The sequence below is a fragment of the Nostoc sp. genome, from assembly GCF_036918245.1.
Classification (GTDB): Bacteria; Cyanobacteriota; Cyanobacteriia; order Cyanobacteriales; family Nostocaceae; genus Nostoc.
On record NZ_JBALEF010000015.1, the window covers coordinates 1 to 19292 of the forward strand.

Here is a 19292-nt window from a genome sequence, read left to right on the forward strand (position 1 = left end):
CCAATTTCAATACTACTGGCAAAGTCACTACTGATATTGGTACTGGCAGCAGCGATACCGCCTACAGCGTTACCCTGCAAGCTGATGGCAAGATTCTGGTAGCGGGTTCGAGTACCAATAACTTTGCTGTGGTGCGTTATAACAGCGACGGCACTCTCGACACCAGCTTTGGTACTGGTGGCAAGGTCACTACTAACTTGGGCGGTACTGATATAGCCTATAGCATTGCCGTGCAAAGTGATGGCAAGATTATCTTGGCGGGAAAGCGCACTAGTGACTTTGCTTTAGCACGTTACAACAGCAATGGCAGTCTCGACACTAGCTTTGGTACTGGTGGCCAGGTCATTACTGATATTGGTTCAAAGACCACCGATATCGCCTACAGCATTAGCGTGCAAGCTGATGACAAGATTCTGGTGGCGGGTTCGAGTAGTGGTGACTTTGCTTTAGTCCGTTACAACAGTAATGGTAGTCTCGACACCAATTTCAATACTACTGGCAAAGTCACTACCGATATCGGCACAAAGAGTACTGATAATGCCTATGCTCTCACACAACAAGCCGATGGTAGGATAATAGTCGCGGGAGTAAGCGCCAGTAATTTTGTTGTGGTACGCTACAAGACTAACCAAGATCCTGTGCTAGTGAATGAAATCGTAGACCAAGAGACTCTACAAGGCGTAGATTTCAACTTCACCATCTCAAGCTACTTCCAAGATCCAGATGTTGGAGATACCCTCACTTACACTGCTACTCTCGAAAATGGCAATCCTCTACCCAGTTGGTTGAGTTTTAATGCCGCTACTAAAACCTTCAGTGGCACTCCCTTGAATGCAAACGTGGGTAGCTTGAACATTAAAGTTACAGCCACAGATACTGCTCTTGCCAAAACCAGTGATGTGTTTACACTCACTGTTAAGAACGTCAACGATCCGCCAGAGGTGGTGAATGAAATTGCTAACCAACAAGCAACAGAAGACACAGGTTTCAATTTCACTATCCCAGACAACACCTTTAAGGATGTCGATGCTGGCGACACTCTCACCTACACTGCCACTCTCGAAAACGGTGACTCTCTACCCAGTTGGTTAGGCTTCAATCCTGCGACCAAAACCTTTAGTGGCAATCCCTTGAATGCAAATGTGGGTAGCCTCAACATTAAAGTTACTGCTACAGATACTGCTCTTGCCCAAGTTAGTGATGTATTTGCACTTACTGTTAAGAATACCAACGATCCGCCAGAGGTGGTGAATGAAATTGCTAACCAACAAGCAACAGAAGACACAGGTTTCAATTTCACTATCCCAGACAACACCTTTAAGGATGTCGATGCTGGCGACACTCTCACCTACACTGCCACTCTCGAAAACGGTGACTCTCTACCCAGTTGGTTAGGCTTCAATCCTGCGACCAAAACCTTTAGTGGCAATCCCTTGAATGCAAATGTGGGTAGCCTCAACATTAAAGTTACTGCTACAGATACTGCTCTTGCCCAAGTTAGTGATGTATTTGCACTTACTGTTAAGAATACCAACGATCCGCCAGAGGTGGTGAATGAAATTGCTAACCAACAAGCAACAGAAGACACAGGTTTCAATTTCACTATCCCAGACAACACCTTTAAGGATGTCGATACTGGCGACACTCTCACGTACACTGCTACTCTCGAAAACGGTGACTCTCTACCAAGTTGGTTGAGTTTTAATGCTGCGACCAAAACCTTCAGTGGTACTCCCTTAAATGCAAACGTAGGTAGCCTCAACATTAAAGTTACTGCTACAGATCCGGCTCTTGCTCAAGTTAGTGATGTATTTGCACTCACTGTTAAGAATACCAACGATCCGCCAGAGGTAGTGAATGAAATCGCTAACCAACAAGCGACAGAAGACACAATTTTCAACTTCATTATCCCTGACAACACCTTCATTGATATCGATGGCGATAGTCTCACCTACACTGCTAGTCTCGAAAATGGCGATCTTCTACCCAGTTGGTTAGGCTTCAATGCTGCAACCAAAACCTTCAGTGGCACTCCCTTAAATGCAAACGTAGGTAGCCTCAACATTAAAGTTACTGCTACAGATCCGGCTCTTGCTCAAATCAGTGATGTGTTTATACTCACCGTTAACAACACCAATGATCCACCAGAGGTGGTGAATGAAATTGCTAACCAACAAGCAACAGAAGACACAGGTTTCAACTTCACTATCCCAGACAACACCTTTAAGGATGTCGATACTGGAGACACTCTCACCTACACTGCCACTCTCGAAAACGGTAACTCTCTACCCAGTTGGTTAAGCTTCAATACTGCGACCAAAACCTTCAGTGGTACTCCCTTGAATGCGAACGTGGGTAGCTTGAACATTAAAGTTACTGCCACAGATACTGCTCTTGCTCAAGCGAATGATGTTTTTCTACTCACCGTTCAAAACGTCAACGATCCGCCAGAGGTGGGGAATGAAATTGCAGATCCAGAAACAACAGAAGACACGATTTTCAATTTCACTTTCTCAGAAGACACCTTCATTGATATCGATGCTGGCGATAATCTCACCTACACTGCCACCTTGGAAAACGGCAACCCTCTGCCGACTTGGTTGAGCTTTAATGCTAATACTAAAACCTTCAGTGGCACTCCCTTAAATGCAGACGTGGGTAGTCTGAATATTAAAGTTACTGCCACAGATCCTGCTCTGGCTGAAGTCAGTGATGTGTTTGTACTCACTGTTAAGAATGCTAATGATGCGCCAGAGGTGGTGAATGAAATTGCAAACCAAGAAGCAATAGAAGACACGGTTTTCAATTTCACTTTCTCAGAAGATACCTTCATTGATATCGATGCTGGCGATAGCCTCACCTACACTGCCACTCTCGAAAAGGGCGATCTTCTACCCAGTTGGTTAAGCTTCAATGCTGCTACCAAAACCTTTAGTGGCACTCCCTTAAATGCGGACGTGAGTAACCTCAACATTAAAGTTACTGCTAGGGATATTTTTGGGGTTGAAGTCAGTGATGATTTTGCACTCACTGTTAAGAACGTTAACGATGCACCAGAGGTAGTTGAGGCGATCGCTAATTTAAAGGTAGTCATAAATACGCAGTTTAATTTCACTATCCCAGAAAATACTTTCATTGATATCGATGCTGGCGATAGCCTCACCTACACTGCTACTCTCGAAAACGGCGATCCACTTCCCAGTTGGCTAAATTTTAATTCTGCTACCCAGAATTTTAGTGGTACTCCTACGGTAGAGAATTTGGGTAATCAGAATATCAAAGTCACAGTCAAGGATCTTTCTGGGGATGAAGTCAGTGATGTGTTTGTATTGACACTTGCTAAGTTCAATAGTGCACCAATTGTAGATCGGGCGATCGCTGACCAAAAAGCTACAGCAAAAACTACCTTCAACTTCACCATTCCTGAAAACACTTTTAGCGATGTGGATCTTGAAGATACCTTGACCTATACTGCTACCTTAGACAATGGCGATCCACTACCCAGTTGGTTAAGCTTCAATGCTAATGAGCTTACCTTCAGCGGCACTCCTACGAATGATAATGTGGGTAGCTTGAACATTAAAGTCACCGCCACAGATCCGGCTCTTGCTGAAATTAGTGATGTATTTGCACTCACAATTGCTAAAGCTAACAATCCACCAATTGTAGATCGGGCGATCGCTGAGCAAAAAGTTACGGCAGAAACTACCTTTAACTTCACCATCCCTGAAAACACTTTTAGCGATGTAGATATTGAAGATACCTTGATCTACACTGCTAGCTTAGACAACGGCGACCCACTACCCAGTTGGTTAACCTTCGATCCTAATAAGCGTACTTTCAGCGGCATTCCGACGAATAATAACTTGGGTAGCTTGAACATCAAAGTTACCGCCAAAGATTCGGCTTTTGCTGAAGTCAGTGATGTGTTTGCACTCACCGTTGCTCAAGGGATTACTCCTGAGATTGAATCAACCAGCCTACTTACAAAAATTACAGGTGATATCTTTACGATAAAAAATCAAGTTAAGGGTGAAAAAGCCAAACTCTCAGTCAAGATTAAAAGCAACACCTCTGAAGAAGTCAATGAACTGGGTGTATTTGTCGTTGATGATCCAGAAGGTAGGATTAACGGCGTAGCCCCTGGTGCTGCAAATTACACCGAACTAGCTCTCCAACGAGCAACGGTGCTTCTTTCATCTCTTGCCAAACTACCCAATGGTTTTAATCCCACTGACCTAAGCAGGCTACTGGAATTCAACTCTGAGAGCAACCTAAGATTTTATTTAATCCGTAGCAGCACTACTCAGGCGGTGCTATCTGGACAAACCCCTTTTTCTCAGGTGCTTTTTTCCTCGGATACGAATGTGGACGATAAAGGGTTTTCTCTCAACTTCCAGAATTTGGTTGTCAAGATTGCAGCAACAGAGCAAGATCCACTTCTAGGTACTGGTCTTCAAGGAAAATATGAACCCGAACTGATTGATTTACGAAATGTGACACAATTGGTAAAAGCCGAATTTGTGGTTCATAGAGAAGCAGATTTTAATAACTTTGTCGGCTTTTATCAGATAACTGATGAGAATGGTGGCATCGATACCAATGGCGATGGTAGAGCAGATGTGCTTGTTGGACAGGCGGGTTATACTCAAGCTGCTATTAGTAACCGTGTCGCTGGTATTGATTTAAGTGTGGCTAACGAAGGTACAGCAAGTTTTACAGGCACTTTCCAACCTGGTGCTATTTTCGTCCCGTTTATCATTGTTAATGCCGGGACTGATGCAATTCTTGATAGCAATACTAATAACGATCCGGCAGTTTACTTCTCCTTTTTAGGCGCTAACACTGACAAAGCAGATCATATTCGTCTGTTGGGGGATAACGCTTTTGGCTTTGAGGATTTGGCAAATGGCGGCGATCGAGATTACAACGATTTGATTGTCCGAGTTAATTTGAGTATCGCCTAGTCTGAAGTGACTCGTATAGATGTAATATAGCCTGTAAGCTTTATTGAGCAATAAATACAGGCTTTATTTTCTGAAAAAATCAAATATGAGTTATGGAGAGCGATCGCATCATCGATATTTTAGTGAATCTGTCATTCGCCAGAAGCTGCGATGTCTGACAACAAGCCACTTTGCGGCGTAGACACAAAGTATTACACTAACAAAAATATGTGAGAGTATACTTATTCACTTACTCGGAGACATAATTATGGTTTTTGCTGGCAAACGACCAAATAATTTAGGTATTAGCAACGGTAAATTAGCATCCTGCCCTAATTCCCCCAATTGCGTTTCTAGTCAGAGTACAGATGCTTCTCACCAAATTGCACCACTGACTTTTACATCTACTCCAGAAGAAGGGATTACTAATCTTAAACAGATTATTGAGTCTTTACCAAGAACCAAAATCATTACCGAAAGTAAAGATTATTTATATGCAGAATTTAAAAGTGCTTTACTGGGATTTGTGGATGATGTAGAATTCTATCTAGACCGGAATGCCAATGTTATCCACGTGCGTTCAGCTTCACGTTTAGGTCAGAGCGATTTGGGTGTTAATCGTCAACGAATAGAGACGATTAGAGGCAAGTTCAAGTAATTTGTAATTGAACTAAGGACTGGAGATTAAAGACTGGGAAGATAAAGAAGTAGTTGGACAAAATTAATTACACAATATCATTACGAGTGAGACATTCGCGTAGCCTCTCGTAGAATAGAGAGACAATCTCAGAGTATTGGATTGCTTCACTTGGTTTGCAATAGTTGTAAATATTTTTGCCCATCTACTTATGTAGATTCAGACCCCAGTCAAATCTGGAATGACGATTGTGTAATGTGGTGTAGTGTTTCACCGAAAATTATGAATTACGAATTAGTTAAACTCTGCGATCGCAATATTTGTGAAACTTAATTTGTTTAAAAACTTTGACTCCCGACCCCGACTGATAGTTGCTATCGGACTGGCTGTATTAGTTTCAGTAATCCTGCCGCATTCTCTGCACTTACCTACTCGCATTCTCTGCGCTTGGAACTCCGGTATTGACTTTTTCTTAGCTATAACGTGGTGGAAAATGATTAAGGCTAACCCAGAAAAAATTCGCCGTTATGCTGAGAGTGAATATGAAGGATATTTGGCTATATTGATGCTGGTGATTGCTGCGGCTTGTGCCAGTGTTTTAGCCATTGGGTTTTTATTAACCGATAAAAAAGGGTTGTCAACAATTATACTTAACCTACATGTCATACTTTCAATTATGACCATTGTCGGTTCCTGGTTACTAGTGCATACGATGTTTGCAGTGCAATATGCACACAGCTATTACAAATATATTAATCGTAATCATAGTGAAGAAATCACCAGAGGTTTAGATTTTCCTCATAACGACTATCCAGACTACTGGGAATTTTTATATTATTCATTTGTAGTCGGCATGACCAGTCAAGTTTCAGATGTGCAGACAACATCACCCGATATGAGACGCTTGACTCTGTTACATGGCATATTATCCTTCTTTTTCAATACCACCATTTTAGCTATGAGTATTAATATCATTGCATCGCTGATTTAAATAATTTCTATAAACAAGAGGTGTCTAAATAATTCGTAATTGATAATGACGCTCTCTACGTTCGTGCAGCGTGTCGCAGACAGACGCTCTTGCTAGCTTGCTTCTCTGTAAGAGTACACGGACTTGCTACCGCTACGTTCGCGGAGCGTCTCGTAGAGAAGACAGTAATTCGTAGTTGCAATCAGTGCTTGCTCTGAACCCTCTACGCAATAATTCGTAATTGGTAAAGGGTGCAAATGAACTGCATGAAGGAGAATATTCAGATTGTTGGCTCATGGCAATAGAGCCAAAGAAATCATCACCCCTCTAAATTTACATGGTTCCTTAGTTAATTAATGTCTGACTGGATACTGAGAGTTTATATAGGACTAGTATTTGATTTCTGAAAAAGCTCCGTACATTTGAAGAGTGGCAAAATCAAAGGTAGTGTGTCGGAGAAACCACTCAAACATCCATTTGAGATGAGAGAACGAAGGAATCAAAGCACAGAAACGCCGTACCCAAGTTTTAGCTTGTAACCAAATATCCTCAATTGGATTTTGTGATGGGCAATTAGGGGCTTTAGCGTTCGCAATGAATTTTCCAATGCTCTTGAGACAAACCAAGGTTTATCTCGCCTAAAAAGTTTTGAACCAGATGTGAACGATGGTAAGAAGCACCATCCCAAAAAAGAAGTAATCTTTGGTTGGGCGACTGATCTAATAAATAACGTAGATAATCAATCGTATTTTCTGAGTTACCTGCATTATATGCTTTGAGCAGTAAGCCTCCCTTCAGATAGTCAACTGCACCGTAGTATGTCTGTTTATCTCGTACATTAACAACTCTCACTGCTATCTCTTGGTCAGTTTTTCCCCAGACATATCCGCTTAAATCTCCCCACATTAAATGACATTCATCAAGCAGTAATACTTTTAACTTTCCTGTTTCGATTTCCTCCCGATGCCTTGCCAACAGTGTTTCAATCTCTTTTTTTTTTGCAGCAACAGCGTCCTCGTCAGCTTTTGGATTCAAAGAAGTAGTTTTCTTCCAACTAATTCCTGCCGCATCAAATAAATCGTAATAGCTCCGTTTTGATTCATAAGTTAGATCGTATTCAAAAGCCAATTTATATTCGAGTTCGCCAAGTTCCCAACATTCCTTTGTTTGCAACCAACTTAAGATTTCTTCTCGTTGTTGAGCAGTTAAGTAGCCTTTTCTTCCCTTGTGGTTCAGGTGCAGCCCCGAAATTCCATATTCCTCGTAGGCTTGTTTCCAGCTTGTTATCGAACCAAGTGACACATCTAAAATTGTTTGAATTTCTTCATACTTGTAACCTTGATAAACCAGTTTAACTGCCAACGCTTTCCTTACCTCACGCGCATCTGGGCGATCATCTATAAATTCTTGTAGTTCTGCGATCGCGGCTTGTAGATGCTGGTTTATCATTGTTCGTTCTTAGACAGATATATATCTCAGTATTATCTCTTAGTTTTTTCAGAAATCAAATATGATTTCTATATCAGGTTCGGTTAAACACTTATAATATCTGTAGGTTGGGTTGAGGAACGAAACCCAACATTAATTGTTTCATTATTTATGTTGGGTTTCACTGTCGTACCCCTACGGGGAAGCAAGCTACAACCCAACCTACATTGATAGGTTTTATTATAACTAATCACCCGAACTTGATATTATTCACTCTTACAGCAGTTTTCATGTATTTGAACCACATCTGTTGTGGGGGCGCAAGGCCTTGCGCCCCTACCGCGTGGTCTATTTACCTGAAAATAGCTGTAAGGTTAATCGTGCCCAATAAGACTAACGATCGCTGTAGCTAAATCCACTGGATCGACGGGTTTAGGTAGATGTTTTTGAAAGCCTGCTGCCATTGCTTGGTTGTAGTTAAGTTCTCCAGCATAAGCAGTCAAGGCGATGGCGGGAATTTGTCCGCCTTGTTCTGGTGGTAATTTTCTCACTTCGCGTAGCAACATATAGCCATCCATCAAGGGCATTCCAATATCGCTTAAGAGGATATCTGGCTTTGATTGCACTAATGTTTGCAGCGCTTCATCTGCTGATTCAACTGCCGTTACCGTTGCACCGTATTGTTCCAGCGCAAAGCTAAAAAACTCTCGCACATCAGCTTGATCGTCCACAAGCAGGATTTGCACTCCAGCAAGTAATGTATCATCAGTACTGAGTTCTGGTTGAGAAGCTTCACTACTGCTAACTCGCAACTCAGAATTTTTGAGCAAAGGTAATTTGACTGTGAAGGTTGCCCCTTGTTCTTCTCCCAAACTCTCTGCCTGAACTGTGCCACCGTGAAGTTCTACTAGATGACGCACAATTGCCAGTCCCAATCCCAGTCCGCCAAATACTCTGGTTGTTTTGGCATCTGCTTGCCGGAAGTAATCAAAGACGTAGGGCAAAAATTCTGGGTTGATTCCTTTACCTGTATCAATTACCTGGATTTGGGCATCTAAACCAACTTGCTCGAGACGCACTTCTACAAGTCCATCTGTGGGTGTGAATTTAACGGCATTGGAGAGGAGATTCCACATCACTTGTTGCAAGCGATCGCCATCGCCGAGAACTTTGCTGATATCATTACTTAACACTATTTGAATTTGAATTGATTTAGCTTCTGCTGCTAGACGCACCGTTTCTAATGCCGCTGCGATCGCTATTTTCAAATCCACTGCATGGAGATTTAACCTGACTTTTCCTTGCAAAATCCGCGAAACATCAAGTAAATCTCCAATCAATTGGGTTTGTAACTTGGCATTACGCTCGATTGTTTCTAATGCTCGGATTTTAGTAGCTTCGTCAAACTTGCGGGTTCTGAGTAACTTTGCCCACCCTAAAATCGGATTCAAGGGAGTTCGCAGTTCATGGGAAAGGACAGCGAGGAATTCATCTTTAATGCGGTTGGCTGTCTCAGCTTGTGCCCTGGCAGCCTTTTCGGCTTCGTAAAGTTGAGCGCGGGCGATCGCTTGTGCACACTGCTGTCCCAGTGTCAACATAAATCCCCGGTCTTCTTCATTAAATATTTGTCCAGTAGTAAAGCTTAATCCCAAAGCCCCAATTACTTTACCTTCTACTATCAAGGGAATGGAAGCCCAGGCATTATTCGCTATAACAGTCACAACATCTGCTAAGTCGGGATATCTAGCAATCATGGCTGCTAAATTCTCTAAAAAAATCGGCTGCCCAGTTCTGACTGTTTCTGCTATTTGGTTAGGTGCTGTGATCGGAAAACTTGTCCAAGTATTTATGAGCGTTTGCGGATAGCCAATTGCTTGCACAACTTTTAGGGTAGTATTTCCTTCAGTAAGTAAGACAACGGAACCACCAGTAGCTATCAAGGCGGCAATGCCTTGGTTCACCACTACATCAGCCACCTGTTGGGGAGTTAAGGCTTCCGAGAAGGCAGCAGTTATTTTTTGTAAAAGTACTGTGCGATTGACAGACCGTTGAGTTTCCTGGTAAAGTCTGGCGTTGTCGATGGCTGTCGCTGCCCGCCGAGCAATATCCTCTGCTAAAGCCAAGTCTGTTTGTTGATAGTACCGACCTGACTCGGCGGTAAAAAAAGAGATTGCTCCAAATAATTGCCCGCGGGAACGAACTGGAATCACCATCAGAGAACGAATACCCAGATTTTGCAGCAATTGCCGATGTTCGTTGTCTTCAGACATCTGTAGAAGATGTGAGTCAGATAATTCCGGATAAAAGACAGATATTCCTAAGCGTAGGTGCTGTACAAGCTGTTTGGCTTTGGTTTTGGGTCGATAACGCCGTTGGATTTGGTCTAAAATATTTAGTTTTGTGGGATCGGCAATTGCGATCGCAATTTGTTTACTTGACCAATCTTCCTGGAAGACATCTACAATACACCAGTCAGCTAGGGTCGGAACTGCTAGATTTGCCACATTTGCCAAGGTGATTTCATAATCCAATGAGGCAGCTAGTAAGGTGCTGGCTTCGACTAAAAATTTTTGTGTGGCTTCAACTCGTTTGCGATGGCTAATATCCTCAATAATCCCTAATGCATACATTGCTTGTCCGTTAGCATCCCAAACTGCTGATGAAGTTAGGTTTGCCCAAACTATAGAACCATCTTTGCGGATGTAGCGCTTCTCTAGGGAATAACCACTAATTTCTTTTGTTAAAACTCGCCGAGCATTTTCCCAATCAACTTCTAAGTCGTCAGGGTGGGTAATTTCTTGAAAGTTCATTTGAATTAACTCTTCATGGCTATACCCAGTAATTTCGCACAGGGCAGGATTAATTTGCAGAAATCGTCCATCCAACCCTACTAAAGTAATACCCACAGCTGCCTGATTGAACATTGCCCGAAACCTTTCTTCGCTTTCTCGCAAAGCAACTTCTGTTTGCTTTGCTGCTGTCACATCTGCCAAAATAATTCCAATTCCTACCGTTTCACCCATTGCGTTATGAACTGGGTAATAGTTGCCCAGCCAGTAACCATAATGTCTTGCTTGTCCCCTTGTCTCACCGCTGATTTCCATATTCAGCAGGGGTTCTCCACTATCTAACACGCGCTGTAACTGTGGCTCTAACTTAGCCGCCATCGCTGGCAACACTTCCCTAAATTTGCGTCCTAGATGTTCTTCTATAGCTAAACCGTTAATGTCAGCGAAAACTTGATTAATTCGGATATATCGCAGTTCCCGATCCAAAAAGCATACGGCAACAGGAGCCGCTTCTAGCAGCGCATCTAGAAGAGATAGAGATTCAGCATAATGGACTAAAGCTTGGTGGATGTTTCGATAAAGTTGGGCATTTTCCACTGCTAAGGCAGCACGATGAGTAATATCTGTTGCTAAAGTTAGGTCAGTGCGATCGTAGCGATGATCCGATCGGGTGTTGATAAAGGTAATACAGCCGAGTATGCGCCCTTTTGCGATTAACGGCACAATCATTACAGACTTCATCCCCAATTGCCGAACAAGTTCTAAGTGTTCCTGATTCTGAGTAGTTGCTACTAATAGCGAGTCAGATACCTCTGAGATCAATTCACTTTGCCCAGTTTGCAATACTCTAGTAATTGCACTTGCACCTTTGTAATCTGTCACATACTCCTGAAGTTTATGCGCTAACTCCGCTTTCGATGGGTCTACATGGGCAATGGGTAGGCGGCGAATGGAACCATCTTCATTTAAAATATCGACGCTACACCAATCAGCAAGCTGGGGAACTGAAATTTTAGCGATCTGTTGTAAGGTTTGTTCATAATCTAACGAAGTAGAGAGTACACTACTAATTTGGGCGATATAGCGGAGTCTTTCCTCAGCCTGTTTGCGCTCTGTAATATCGAGAACAAAAAAAGCTCCTCGATCTACAGTCCCTTCAAAATGGCTACCACCTGCCAAAACAGGCAAGCGTGAGCCGTCTTTACGGATATATTCTTTTTGATATGGTGTGCAAAAGAAACTGTCTTGAAATTGAGTTAGTGCTTCCTTATCGAGTGGCACATACTCTGTAGGAGTTAGGTCTTGCCAGCGAAGTGTACCGGCAAGTAATTCTTCACGGGTATAACCGACCATATTCAGCAAGGCATCGTTAGCATCTGTAATCCTGCCGTCTCTATCCCAGAAGCCGATACCAATCATGTTTGACTCAACTATGCTACGAAACTTAGCTTCGCTTTCGCGTAATGCTTGCTCAGTTTGTTTCAGTTGAGTAATATCAATTGAACTAATGCCCACTCCCAACAACTGCCCATCCGGCAAACACACCGGATAATAGCTGACAAGACCATAACGATATACCCCAGGCGGATAGGTTTCACGGCTCATTTCCTGGTTGAGTAAGGGCTGCCTAGTTTTCATCACTTGCTCAAAAACAGGCTCAATTTGCGCTGCCCATTCTGGTAGTACTTCCCTAAAGGTGCGACCAATATGTTGAGTTTGCGGTACACCGTTAATGGCAGCTAGCACTTCATTTGCATGAATGTAGCGCAGTTCAGTATCAAGAAAAGCCAGCCCCACTGGTGAACTAGTAAGCCAAGCATTGAGTAACGCCAGAGATTCATCTTTTTGCTGAATAGCTTGCTGAAGTTCTTGGTGCAACCTGGCTTTTTCTAGTTCTGCCTGCTTGCGCTCGGTAATATTCACACCTGCACAGGTAATACCTAAAATGCTATTGTCTGCATCTCTTAGTGGTTCAACTAGCAAATCATAAAAACAGTCTTCTCCAGAAGTTGTCAGATAAACTTCTTCACGGGTTGCAACACCAGTCTCTATTACCTTTAGTTTAATTGCCTGCAATTGCGCTGCTACTGAGGCTGAAAATAATTCATCATCAGACTTACCTAACATTTCCTCAGCAGTGTCTAGACCTTGAGGATTATGAATCCACTGATATCGCAAATCGCGGTCCTGCTGAAAGACCACAATATCTGAACTACTTAAGGCTAATCGAAATCTTTCTTCACTAACTCTTAGCTTTTGGAGATTTTCATCCGCCCGGATTTTAGCAGTTTTTAATGCCTCACAGATGATACTAAAGAGCAATCCTTCTAATGCAAATAACCCAATTCGCACAGAATTGGATAAGTCAAAACTCAGCTCATAAGCTGGAGGGAGAAAAAAGTAATCGCTCAGTAACGCAGACAAGAAAGTTGCTAACAGCCCTGACTTCAAACCACCATACCAAGCGCTCACCATTACAGCGCTAAAAAACAGCAGGAAAGGAGTTCCACTCATGCTTAACCAGGGGTCTAGCATCAACATTAGCACTAATGCAAGTGCAACAACTAATACAACGATGCCATAACGCAGTAACTGAGAATAATGAATATGGGGCATGAAAAGTTCTTGGAAAAACCAATACTCATTGCAGAGGCTGTACATACCCTAAGCTAGTTTGTAAATTTTAGTAATTTATCTACAGATAGATTTTCGCTGAGTTCTAAAAGCCTCTTTTGCCAGAGGTTAATTTGTTAGTTATCTGATATGCAGAGTAAAAACTTCGCTCGAACCATCAAGATAAATGACACTATTTTGCTAATTTAAAATACTAAATACAAACGCAAGCTAATTTATAACGAAAATCATGGAATAATATCTGGTTAAAGATAAAGATAAACAGAAAATATTGGCTGTAGTTGTGAGATCACCTATTTATCATCCAACTGCTTTTTTAATTAGCTGTCGATTTTGAACAATTTAACCAAGCAGTCCAACAGCTTGGTTTTTATTGGATCTTGTTTAATCAATTGCCAGTTTTGTAAAAGGGATTGGGGATTGGGAACTCCGTTCATCCACCTCAGAACTCCGTTCATTATGCCCAATGCCCAATGCCCAATGCCCTACTGTCGTCAGCTAACCTCCTTTAGTACTGCTACCAATTTTTCAATATGTGCTACTTCATGAGTTGCCATTAAAGATATTCTGATTCGACTTGTGGGGACTGTGGGGGGACGAATTGCTGGGGCAAAAATGCCAGCATCTCTTAGCTGTTTTCCAGCTTTGAGGGCATCTGTGGCATTAGGCAATTGAAAACATAATATGGGTGATTCAGAAGGCAGTAATTTCAAGTTAGGTAACTGTTGCAGCAAAGTTTTCAAGTAATATATATTCCCCCACAATTGGGCACGATGTTGTGGTTCTTGTTGCACGATCTTGATTGCTGCTAAGGCCGCGGCTGTATCAGCAGGTGAAAGCCCAGTGGTATAAATCCAACTGGGTGCGCGGTTCCGCAAAAAGTCAATTAGGGCGCTACTTCCTGCTACATACCCGCCTAAACTACCTAAAGCTTTACTCAAGGTGCCAACTTGAATTAACTGCTTTCCTGTACACCCAAAATGTTCCACACATCCAGCGCCAGTTTTTCCTAGTACCCCAGTGGCATGAGCTTCATCGACTAGCAGCATACAGCTAAATTCATCAGCAAGATCCAACAGTGCAGGCAATGGACATAAATCACCATCCATGCTGAAGACGGTATCAGTAAGAATCAAACAGCGTCGGTAATTTTGCCGCTGCTGGTTCAACTGAGTTTTTAATACTGCCATATCACAGTGTGGGTATTCCACAACTGCTGCACCGCTGAGAATCGATCCATTTTTTAGACTGGAATGATTGTACTGGTCAGAGAATATTAAATCACGCTTGCCAACAAGGGCGGTAATTGCACCCAAATTGGCTAGATACCCGGAACTAAATACCAAGGAATCTTCTGTTTGTTTGGTAGATGCGATCGCAGATTCTAACTCCCTGTGTAATCCCCGATGTCCACTGAGTAATCTCGAACCAGTACTACCAGTCCCAAATTCGGCGACGGCTGCGATCGCCGCTGCCATCAAACGCTCATCTCCAGCCAATCCCAAATAGTCATTGCTGGCAAAATTAATTACCTTTTGCCCAGCTAAAACCACCGTTGCACCCGGACGACCATTGATAGGTTGTACTGAACGATACCAGTCCGCCCGATGAATTGTTGCTAAGGACTGTTCTAGCCAAGCATAAGGGTCAGTCATTGGGGATAGGGCATTGGGCATTGGCATTGGGCACTGGGCATTGGGCGGCCGTTAGGGGAAAAGAATAAATGACTAATGACAAAGGACTAATGACAATTAAACTTGTTCGCTACTGAGATGAGCGATCGCTTGTTTAATCCAGTCTTCGACATAAGCATCCTTGGGTAGTCCGATGTCTTCGCTGACCACATGCAGGGCGTGACTGACCTCATGGGCAGTATATCCCAAGGCGAAGAGGGTCATTTGCACCTCTTCGAGAATTCCCGGTGCTGGCCCGCCTGTGGCGACGAAGAACCCGGCTGATTTGCGCCACTCGACTAATTTGCTTTTCAGTTCCAAACAGATGCGTTCTGCGATTTTCTTACCGACACCGGGAGCCTGAATTAGAATTTGTGTATTGCCAGCGATAATTGCTTGGACTAAATCTGGTAGTTCCAGAGTATCCAAGAGTGCGATCGCTAAGGCTGCACCAATACCTGTGACAGTCAGCAAGTGGCGAAATAAATCGCGTTCGGCTGGGGAAGCAAAGCCATATAGAAAGGGCACTTCTTCACGAATTTGCAAATGGGTAAAAATTTGCGCCACTCCTCCCGACTCTGGTAACTGATTTGCTAGCCGTTGGGGAACTTGCAAATCATACCCCAAACCATTCACTTCCAGAGTCAGAATCACGCGATTAGCGCCAATTGTTTGGATACCAGCGACTATACCTTTTAGATAACTAATCATTACAAGAGACCAAAATAATTTAAGCCTTCAATAATTCCACCTGCACAAAAACCTTTTGCGAGGTAGTGATAGTCTGCGGGATACTCATTGTGCCATTGGAGTAACTCTTTGCGGGCATTCCCCACAATGATTCCCCGTTCGTTGCCTACAGCAAATAAAGCAATATCATTACCCGAATCACCACAGACAACTGTTTGTTCTGCTGCAAATTTCCACTTCTGGCGTAAAAACTGCATTGCCTGACCTTTATCGCTGCTATGGGGTACAATGTCAAGGTCAATTCCGCTACTGTAGATTAACTTTACATTTAATTTATTTTTCTGCAACTCTGCTTCAAGTTGTGATATCACTCTGACAGATGCTTCTTGTTCTAGGAAACAACTCACTTTGAAGGGACGCTGTTCTGAATCTGGTTGCCGAACTAACTCAGGATATTTTTTTGTAATAGATAATACAGTTTCCCGTTCCCATCCTGGAGAGAGGATTTCTGACCAACCTGAGTCTGGAGTATCAGTACCATCAAGGTAAATTTCTGTACCCACAGATAGGACGAGGGCATGCGGTTGCAAAAGATTTTTTTGAGCTTGGAGTTCTTTGTAAAGTACAGGCGATCGCCCGGTAGAATAAACGATTTTAGTGCCGTATTCTTGGCGATGTCTCTTCAGCAGTTGATTTAGTTCTGGTAAAGCGCTGTCATCGCCCACAGTCCGGTATACCAGGGTATCATCTAGGTCGGTTACAAACAGAAATGGTTTCATGATTAATACCTCTTGCAAAATCTCGTTATTCTACCGTGTGAAGGGACTTTTGCAAGAGATTTGTTTGCTAAAAACAAAATATTATATCAGACAGTAAATTAGAGGATCAATGCTTAACTGAACTGTTTTAAAACCAGCTTTTTAGGACTTGTGTGTACACCGTAGCTTCTGAGGATATCTGTTATATTTCAGGAAATAAATTGATTTATAAGTTCATTACAATGATTGCTGCAAATGCTTAAACGTTTCTTATACATGTCAGAGCATTTGTTGCAAAGCATTAAGCATTTGCAAGAACTAATTATACATTTGCTGCAAATGCTTAAACGTTTCTTATACATGTCAGAGCATTTGTTGCAAAGTATTAAGTGTTTGCAAGAACTAATTATACATTTACTGCAAATGCTTAAGCGTTTCTTATATATGTCAGAACATTAGCTGTAAACGCTCAATTTTTGACAACTAATGTTTAAATTTGAGCGATGTCGAAAGAGACTTAGCACCGAAAAACAATGTAGAGACTTAGTACTACGTCTCTTTCGCTTAATGCACTACGATACAATCAATTTAACCACCTCTACAGCCTGCGCTCGTGGTCAACACCTCTCCACAACATTCGACTCCAACTGATTCTACCTTCGACATTCCGCCTCTTGAGAGTGGCGATCGCCTCATTCGTCCAGAGTTTGAGCGTCGCTATAATGCCATGTCCAACCTCAAGAAAGCTGAATTGATTGAAGGAGTCGTTTACGTGGCATCACCTTTGCGCTTTGAATTACACGCCGAACCGCATGGTAATTTAATGATTTGGCTGGGAAATTATAAAGTAGCCACGCCTGGTGTCAGACTGGGCGATAATCCAACTGTGCGGCTAGATTTAGATAATGAACCCCAACCTGATGCCATTTTGTTAATTGATGCAGCGTGTGGCGGATCATCTCATCTGGGTACTGATGGTTACGTGGAAGGTGCGCCAGAATTAGTAGCAGAAGTTGCTGCCAGCAGTGCTAGCAAAGATTTGTATGATAAAAAACGTGCCTATCGTCGCAATGGCATTCAGGAATATATTGTTTGGCAGGTTTTTGATAGCACTGTTAGTTGGTTCAGCTTGCAAAATGGTGAATACGTAGCACTGATACCAAATGCGTCAGGTATAATTCAAAGTCAAGTCTTTCCAGGATTGTGGCTTGATGCATCAGCATTAGTTGTAGGAAATATGCAACAAGTTTTAGCAGTGTTGCAGAAAGGGCTAAGTTCAGCAGAACATTAGACATTTATTCAGCAGATAAGTAAATAAGTATTTAAAAAGGTTTAAACTGAATCATTTTGAGGGATGGTAGAATTTAGTTTCGTCTGTGCGAGTGCCACCACAGCTTGAACTAACTCTTCTGGATCGAGGGGCTTGGTAACGTGCCGTTGATAGCCACTGATGATGGCTCGCTGGGAATCCTCAACTCTGGCATAAGCAGTCAAAGCGATCGCCGGAATCTCTCCCCCTTTTTCGGGCGTGAAAGTGCGGATTTGTTGAATCAGGGAATAACCATCGACTTCGGGCATCCCAATATCACTGACTAAGACATCGGGTTGAAAGGATTCTAAGTTTGCTAAAACTTCTGCCGCAGAGGCAAGAGTTAAGACTTGCGCTCCGTATTCAGCAAGCAATACTGTTAATAGCTCACGCGCATCGGGGTCATCATCAACTGTGAGGACTCTAATCCCCGTGAGTTCGAGTGCTTGTTGTGGCAACTCATCTGTCTGCTTGATTTCCGGTTCCACATTCAGCAGTGGCAACTGGACTGTAAAGGTGGCTCCCAAGCCTTCACCAGGACTATCAGCCATGATGGTGCCACCGTGAGCCTCAACTAACTGCCGGACGATCGCTAACCCTAATCCTAATCCCCCATACTTGCGAGTAATTGAGACATCTTCCTGACGAAATGATTCAAAAATATACGGGAGAAAGTCAGAGTTAATGCCTTTGCCAGTGTCACTGACGATAATCTGTGCCCGATCGTCAACTCGCTCTAGCCTGGTTTCTACTCGTCCTCCCTTGGGGGTAAACTTGATAGCATTGGAAAGTAAATTCCAAACGATCTGTTGAAGGCGGTTGGAATCTCCAGAGACTTGCCCAATATTCGGCAGTACTGAATGCAACACAATTGATTTGGAAAGGGCTGCTGTATTTACCGTGTCGATCGCAGATTCAATCACAAATGCCAAATTCACAGGAGTAACATCTATGCTGAGTTTGCCCTGCAGAATCTTGGCTACATCGAGTAAATCATCAATCAGTTGAGTTTGCAGTTTCGCGTTGCGTTCGATGGTGGCTAAAGCTTCAGCCGTTTTAGTTTCACTAAATTTGCGGGTTTGCAGCAGTTTTGTCCAGCCAAGAATCGGGTTGAGAGGCGATCGCAATTCATGGGAGAGAATGGCCAGAAACTCATCTTTGATCCGATTGGCGCGTTCGGCTTCGGCTCTGGCTGCTTGCTCCAATTTTAACAAGCGATCGCGTTCGATTTCAGCTTGTTTGCGATCGGTGATATCCTGCACATTGCCTACCATCCGTACCGCATTGCCCGCTGCATCGTAGAAAATCTGACCTCTAGACGCTAACCAGCGAATGCCATTAGGATGTAGGACACGGTAATCAGCTTCATAATACTCTTGCTGTTGCTGGATGGTGTGACTCACTGTTTCATTGGCTGAGGTGCGATCGTCTGGGTGCAGGAGGCTTAACCACTGTTCA

General features: G+C 43.0%; 9 protein-coding genes and 2 pseudogenes. 4 read left to right on the plus strand and 7 right to left on the minus strand.

From position 1 onward, the window contains the following. From V7L12_RS02615 to V7L12_RS02625, 3 genes are all read left to right on the plus strand, one after another. Positions 1 to 4967 (plus strand): putative Ig domain-containing protein (locus tag V7L12_RS02615; RefSeq protein WP_335081887.1); only part of this gene is annotated, 4967 nt, incomplete at its 5' end. Positions 4968 to 5214: 247 nt separating this feature from the next. After that, positions 5215 to 5604, plus strand: a complete 390-nt coding sequence (locus V7L12_RS02620; protein ID WP_334820249.1) for a DUF1499 domain-containing protein — start codon at positions 5215 to 5217, stop codon at positions 5602 to 5604. Between the two features lie 301 nt (positions 5605 to 5905). Beyond that, a complete protein-coding gene (locus V7L12_RS02625) occupies positions 5906 to 6574 on the plus strand; it encodes a DUF1345 domain-containing protein (protein WP_335081890.1) in 669 nt (222 codons plus the stop codon). A gap of 368 nt (positions 6575 to 6942) precedes the next feature. Here the strand turns inward: V7L12_RS02625 and V7L12_RS02630 are convergent. The 5 genes and pseudogenes from V7L12_RS02630 to V7L12_RS02650 all read right to left on the minus strand — a co-directional run. Next, positions 6943 to 7978, minus strand: a pseudogene (locus V7L12_RS02630) (IS630 family transposase); the annotation flags it as partial. Positions 7979 to 8355: 377 nt separating this feature from the next. Then, positions 8356 to 13386: a PAS domain S-box protein gene (locus V7L12_RS02635; protein WP_335081893.1), complete on the minus strand. Its 5031-nt coding sequence runs from the start codon at positions 13384 to 13386 to the stop codon at positions 8356 to 8358. A 512-nt stretch (positions 13387 to 13898) separates the two neighbouring features. Then, on the minus strand, positions 13899 to 15059 hold the full coding sequence (gene bioF, locus V7L12_RS02640; protein WP_335081922.1) for an 8-amino-7-oxononanoate synthase: 1161 nt from the start codon (positions 15057 to 15059) through the stop codon (positions 13899 to 13901). 96 nt (positions 15060 to 15155) lie between these two features. Next, entirely contained in the window at positions 15156 to 15788 is a 633-nt protein-coding gene (gene ruvA, locus V7L12_RS02645; RefSeq protein WP_109007998.1) for a Holliday junction branch migration protein RuvA, read from the minus strand. Beyond that, positions 15788 to 16546: a sucrose-phosphate phosphatase gene (locus V7L12_RS02650; RefSeq protein WP_335081896.1), complete on the minus strand. Its 759-nt coding sequence runs from the start codon at positions 16544 to 16546 to the stop codon at positions 15788 to 15790. Before V7L12_RS02650 ends, ruvA begins: the two co-directional genes overlap by 1 nt. Before the next feature lie 592 nt (positions 16547 to 17138). Here V7L12_RS02650 and V7L12_RS02655 point away from each other — a divergent pair. Further along, positions 17139 to 17816 (plus strand): Uma2 family endonuclease, encoded by a 678-nt coding sequence (locus V7L12_RS02655; protein ID WP_335081899.1) that lies wholly within the window; start codon positions 17139 to 17141, stop codon positions 17814 to 17816. 41 nt (positions 17817 to 17857) lie between these two features. On the opposite strand, the gene V7L12_RS02660 is transcribed toward V7L12_RS02655, so the two are convergent. Then, a complete protein-coding gene (locus V7L12_RS02660) occupies positions 17858 to 19096 on the minus strand; it encodes a hybrid sensor histidine kinase/response regulator (RefSeq protein WP_335081925.1) in 1239 nt (412 codons plus the stop codon). After that, positions 19076 to 19282: pseudogene (locus V7L12_RS02665) on the minus strand (PAS domain-containing protein); the annotation flags it as partial. The pseudogene V7L12_RS02665 and the gene V7L12_RS02660, both read right to left, overlap by 21 nt. Positions 19283 to 19292 lie beyond the last annotated feature (10 nt).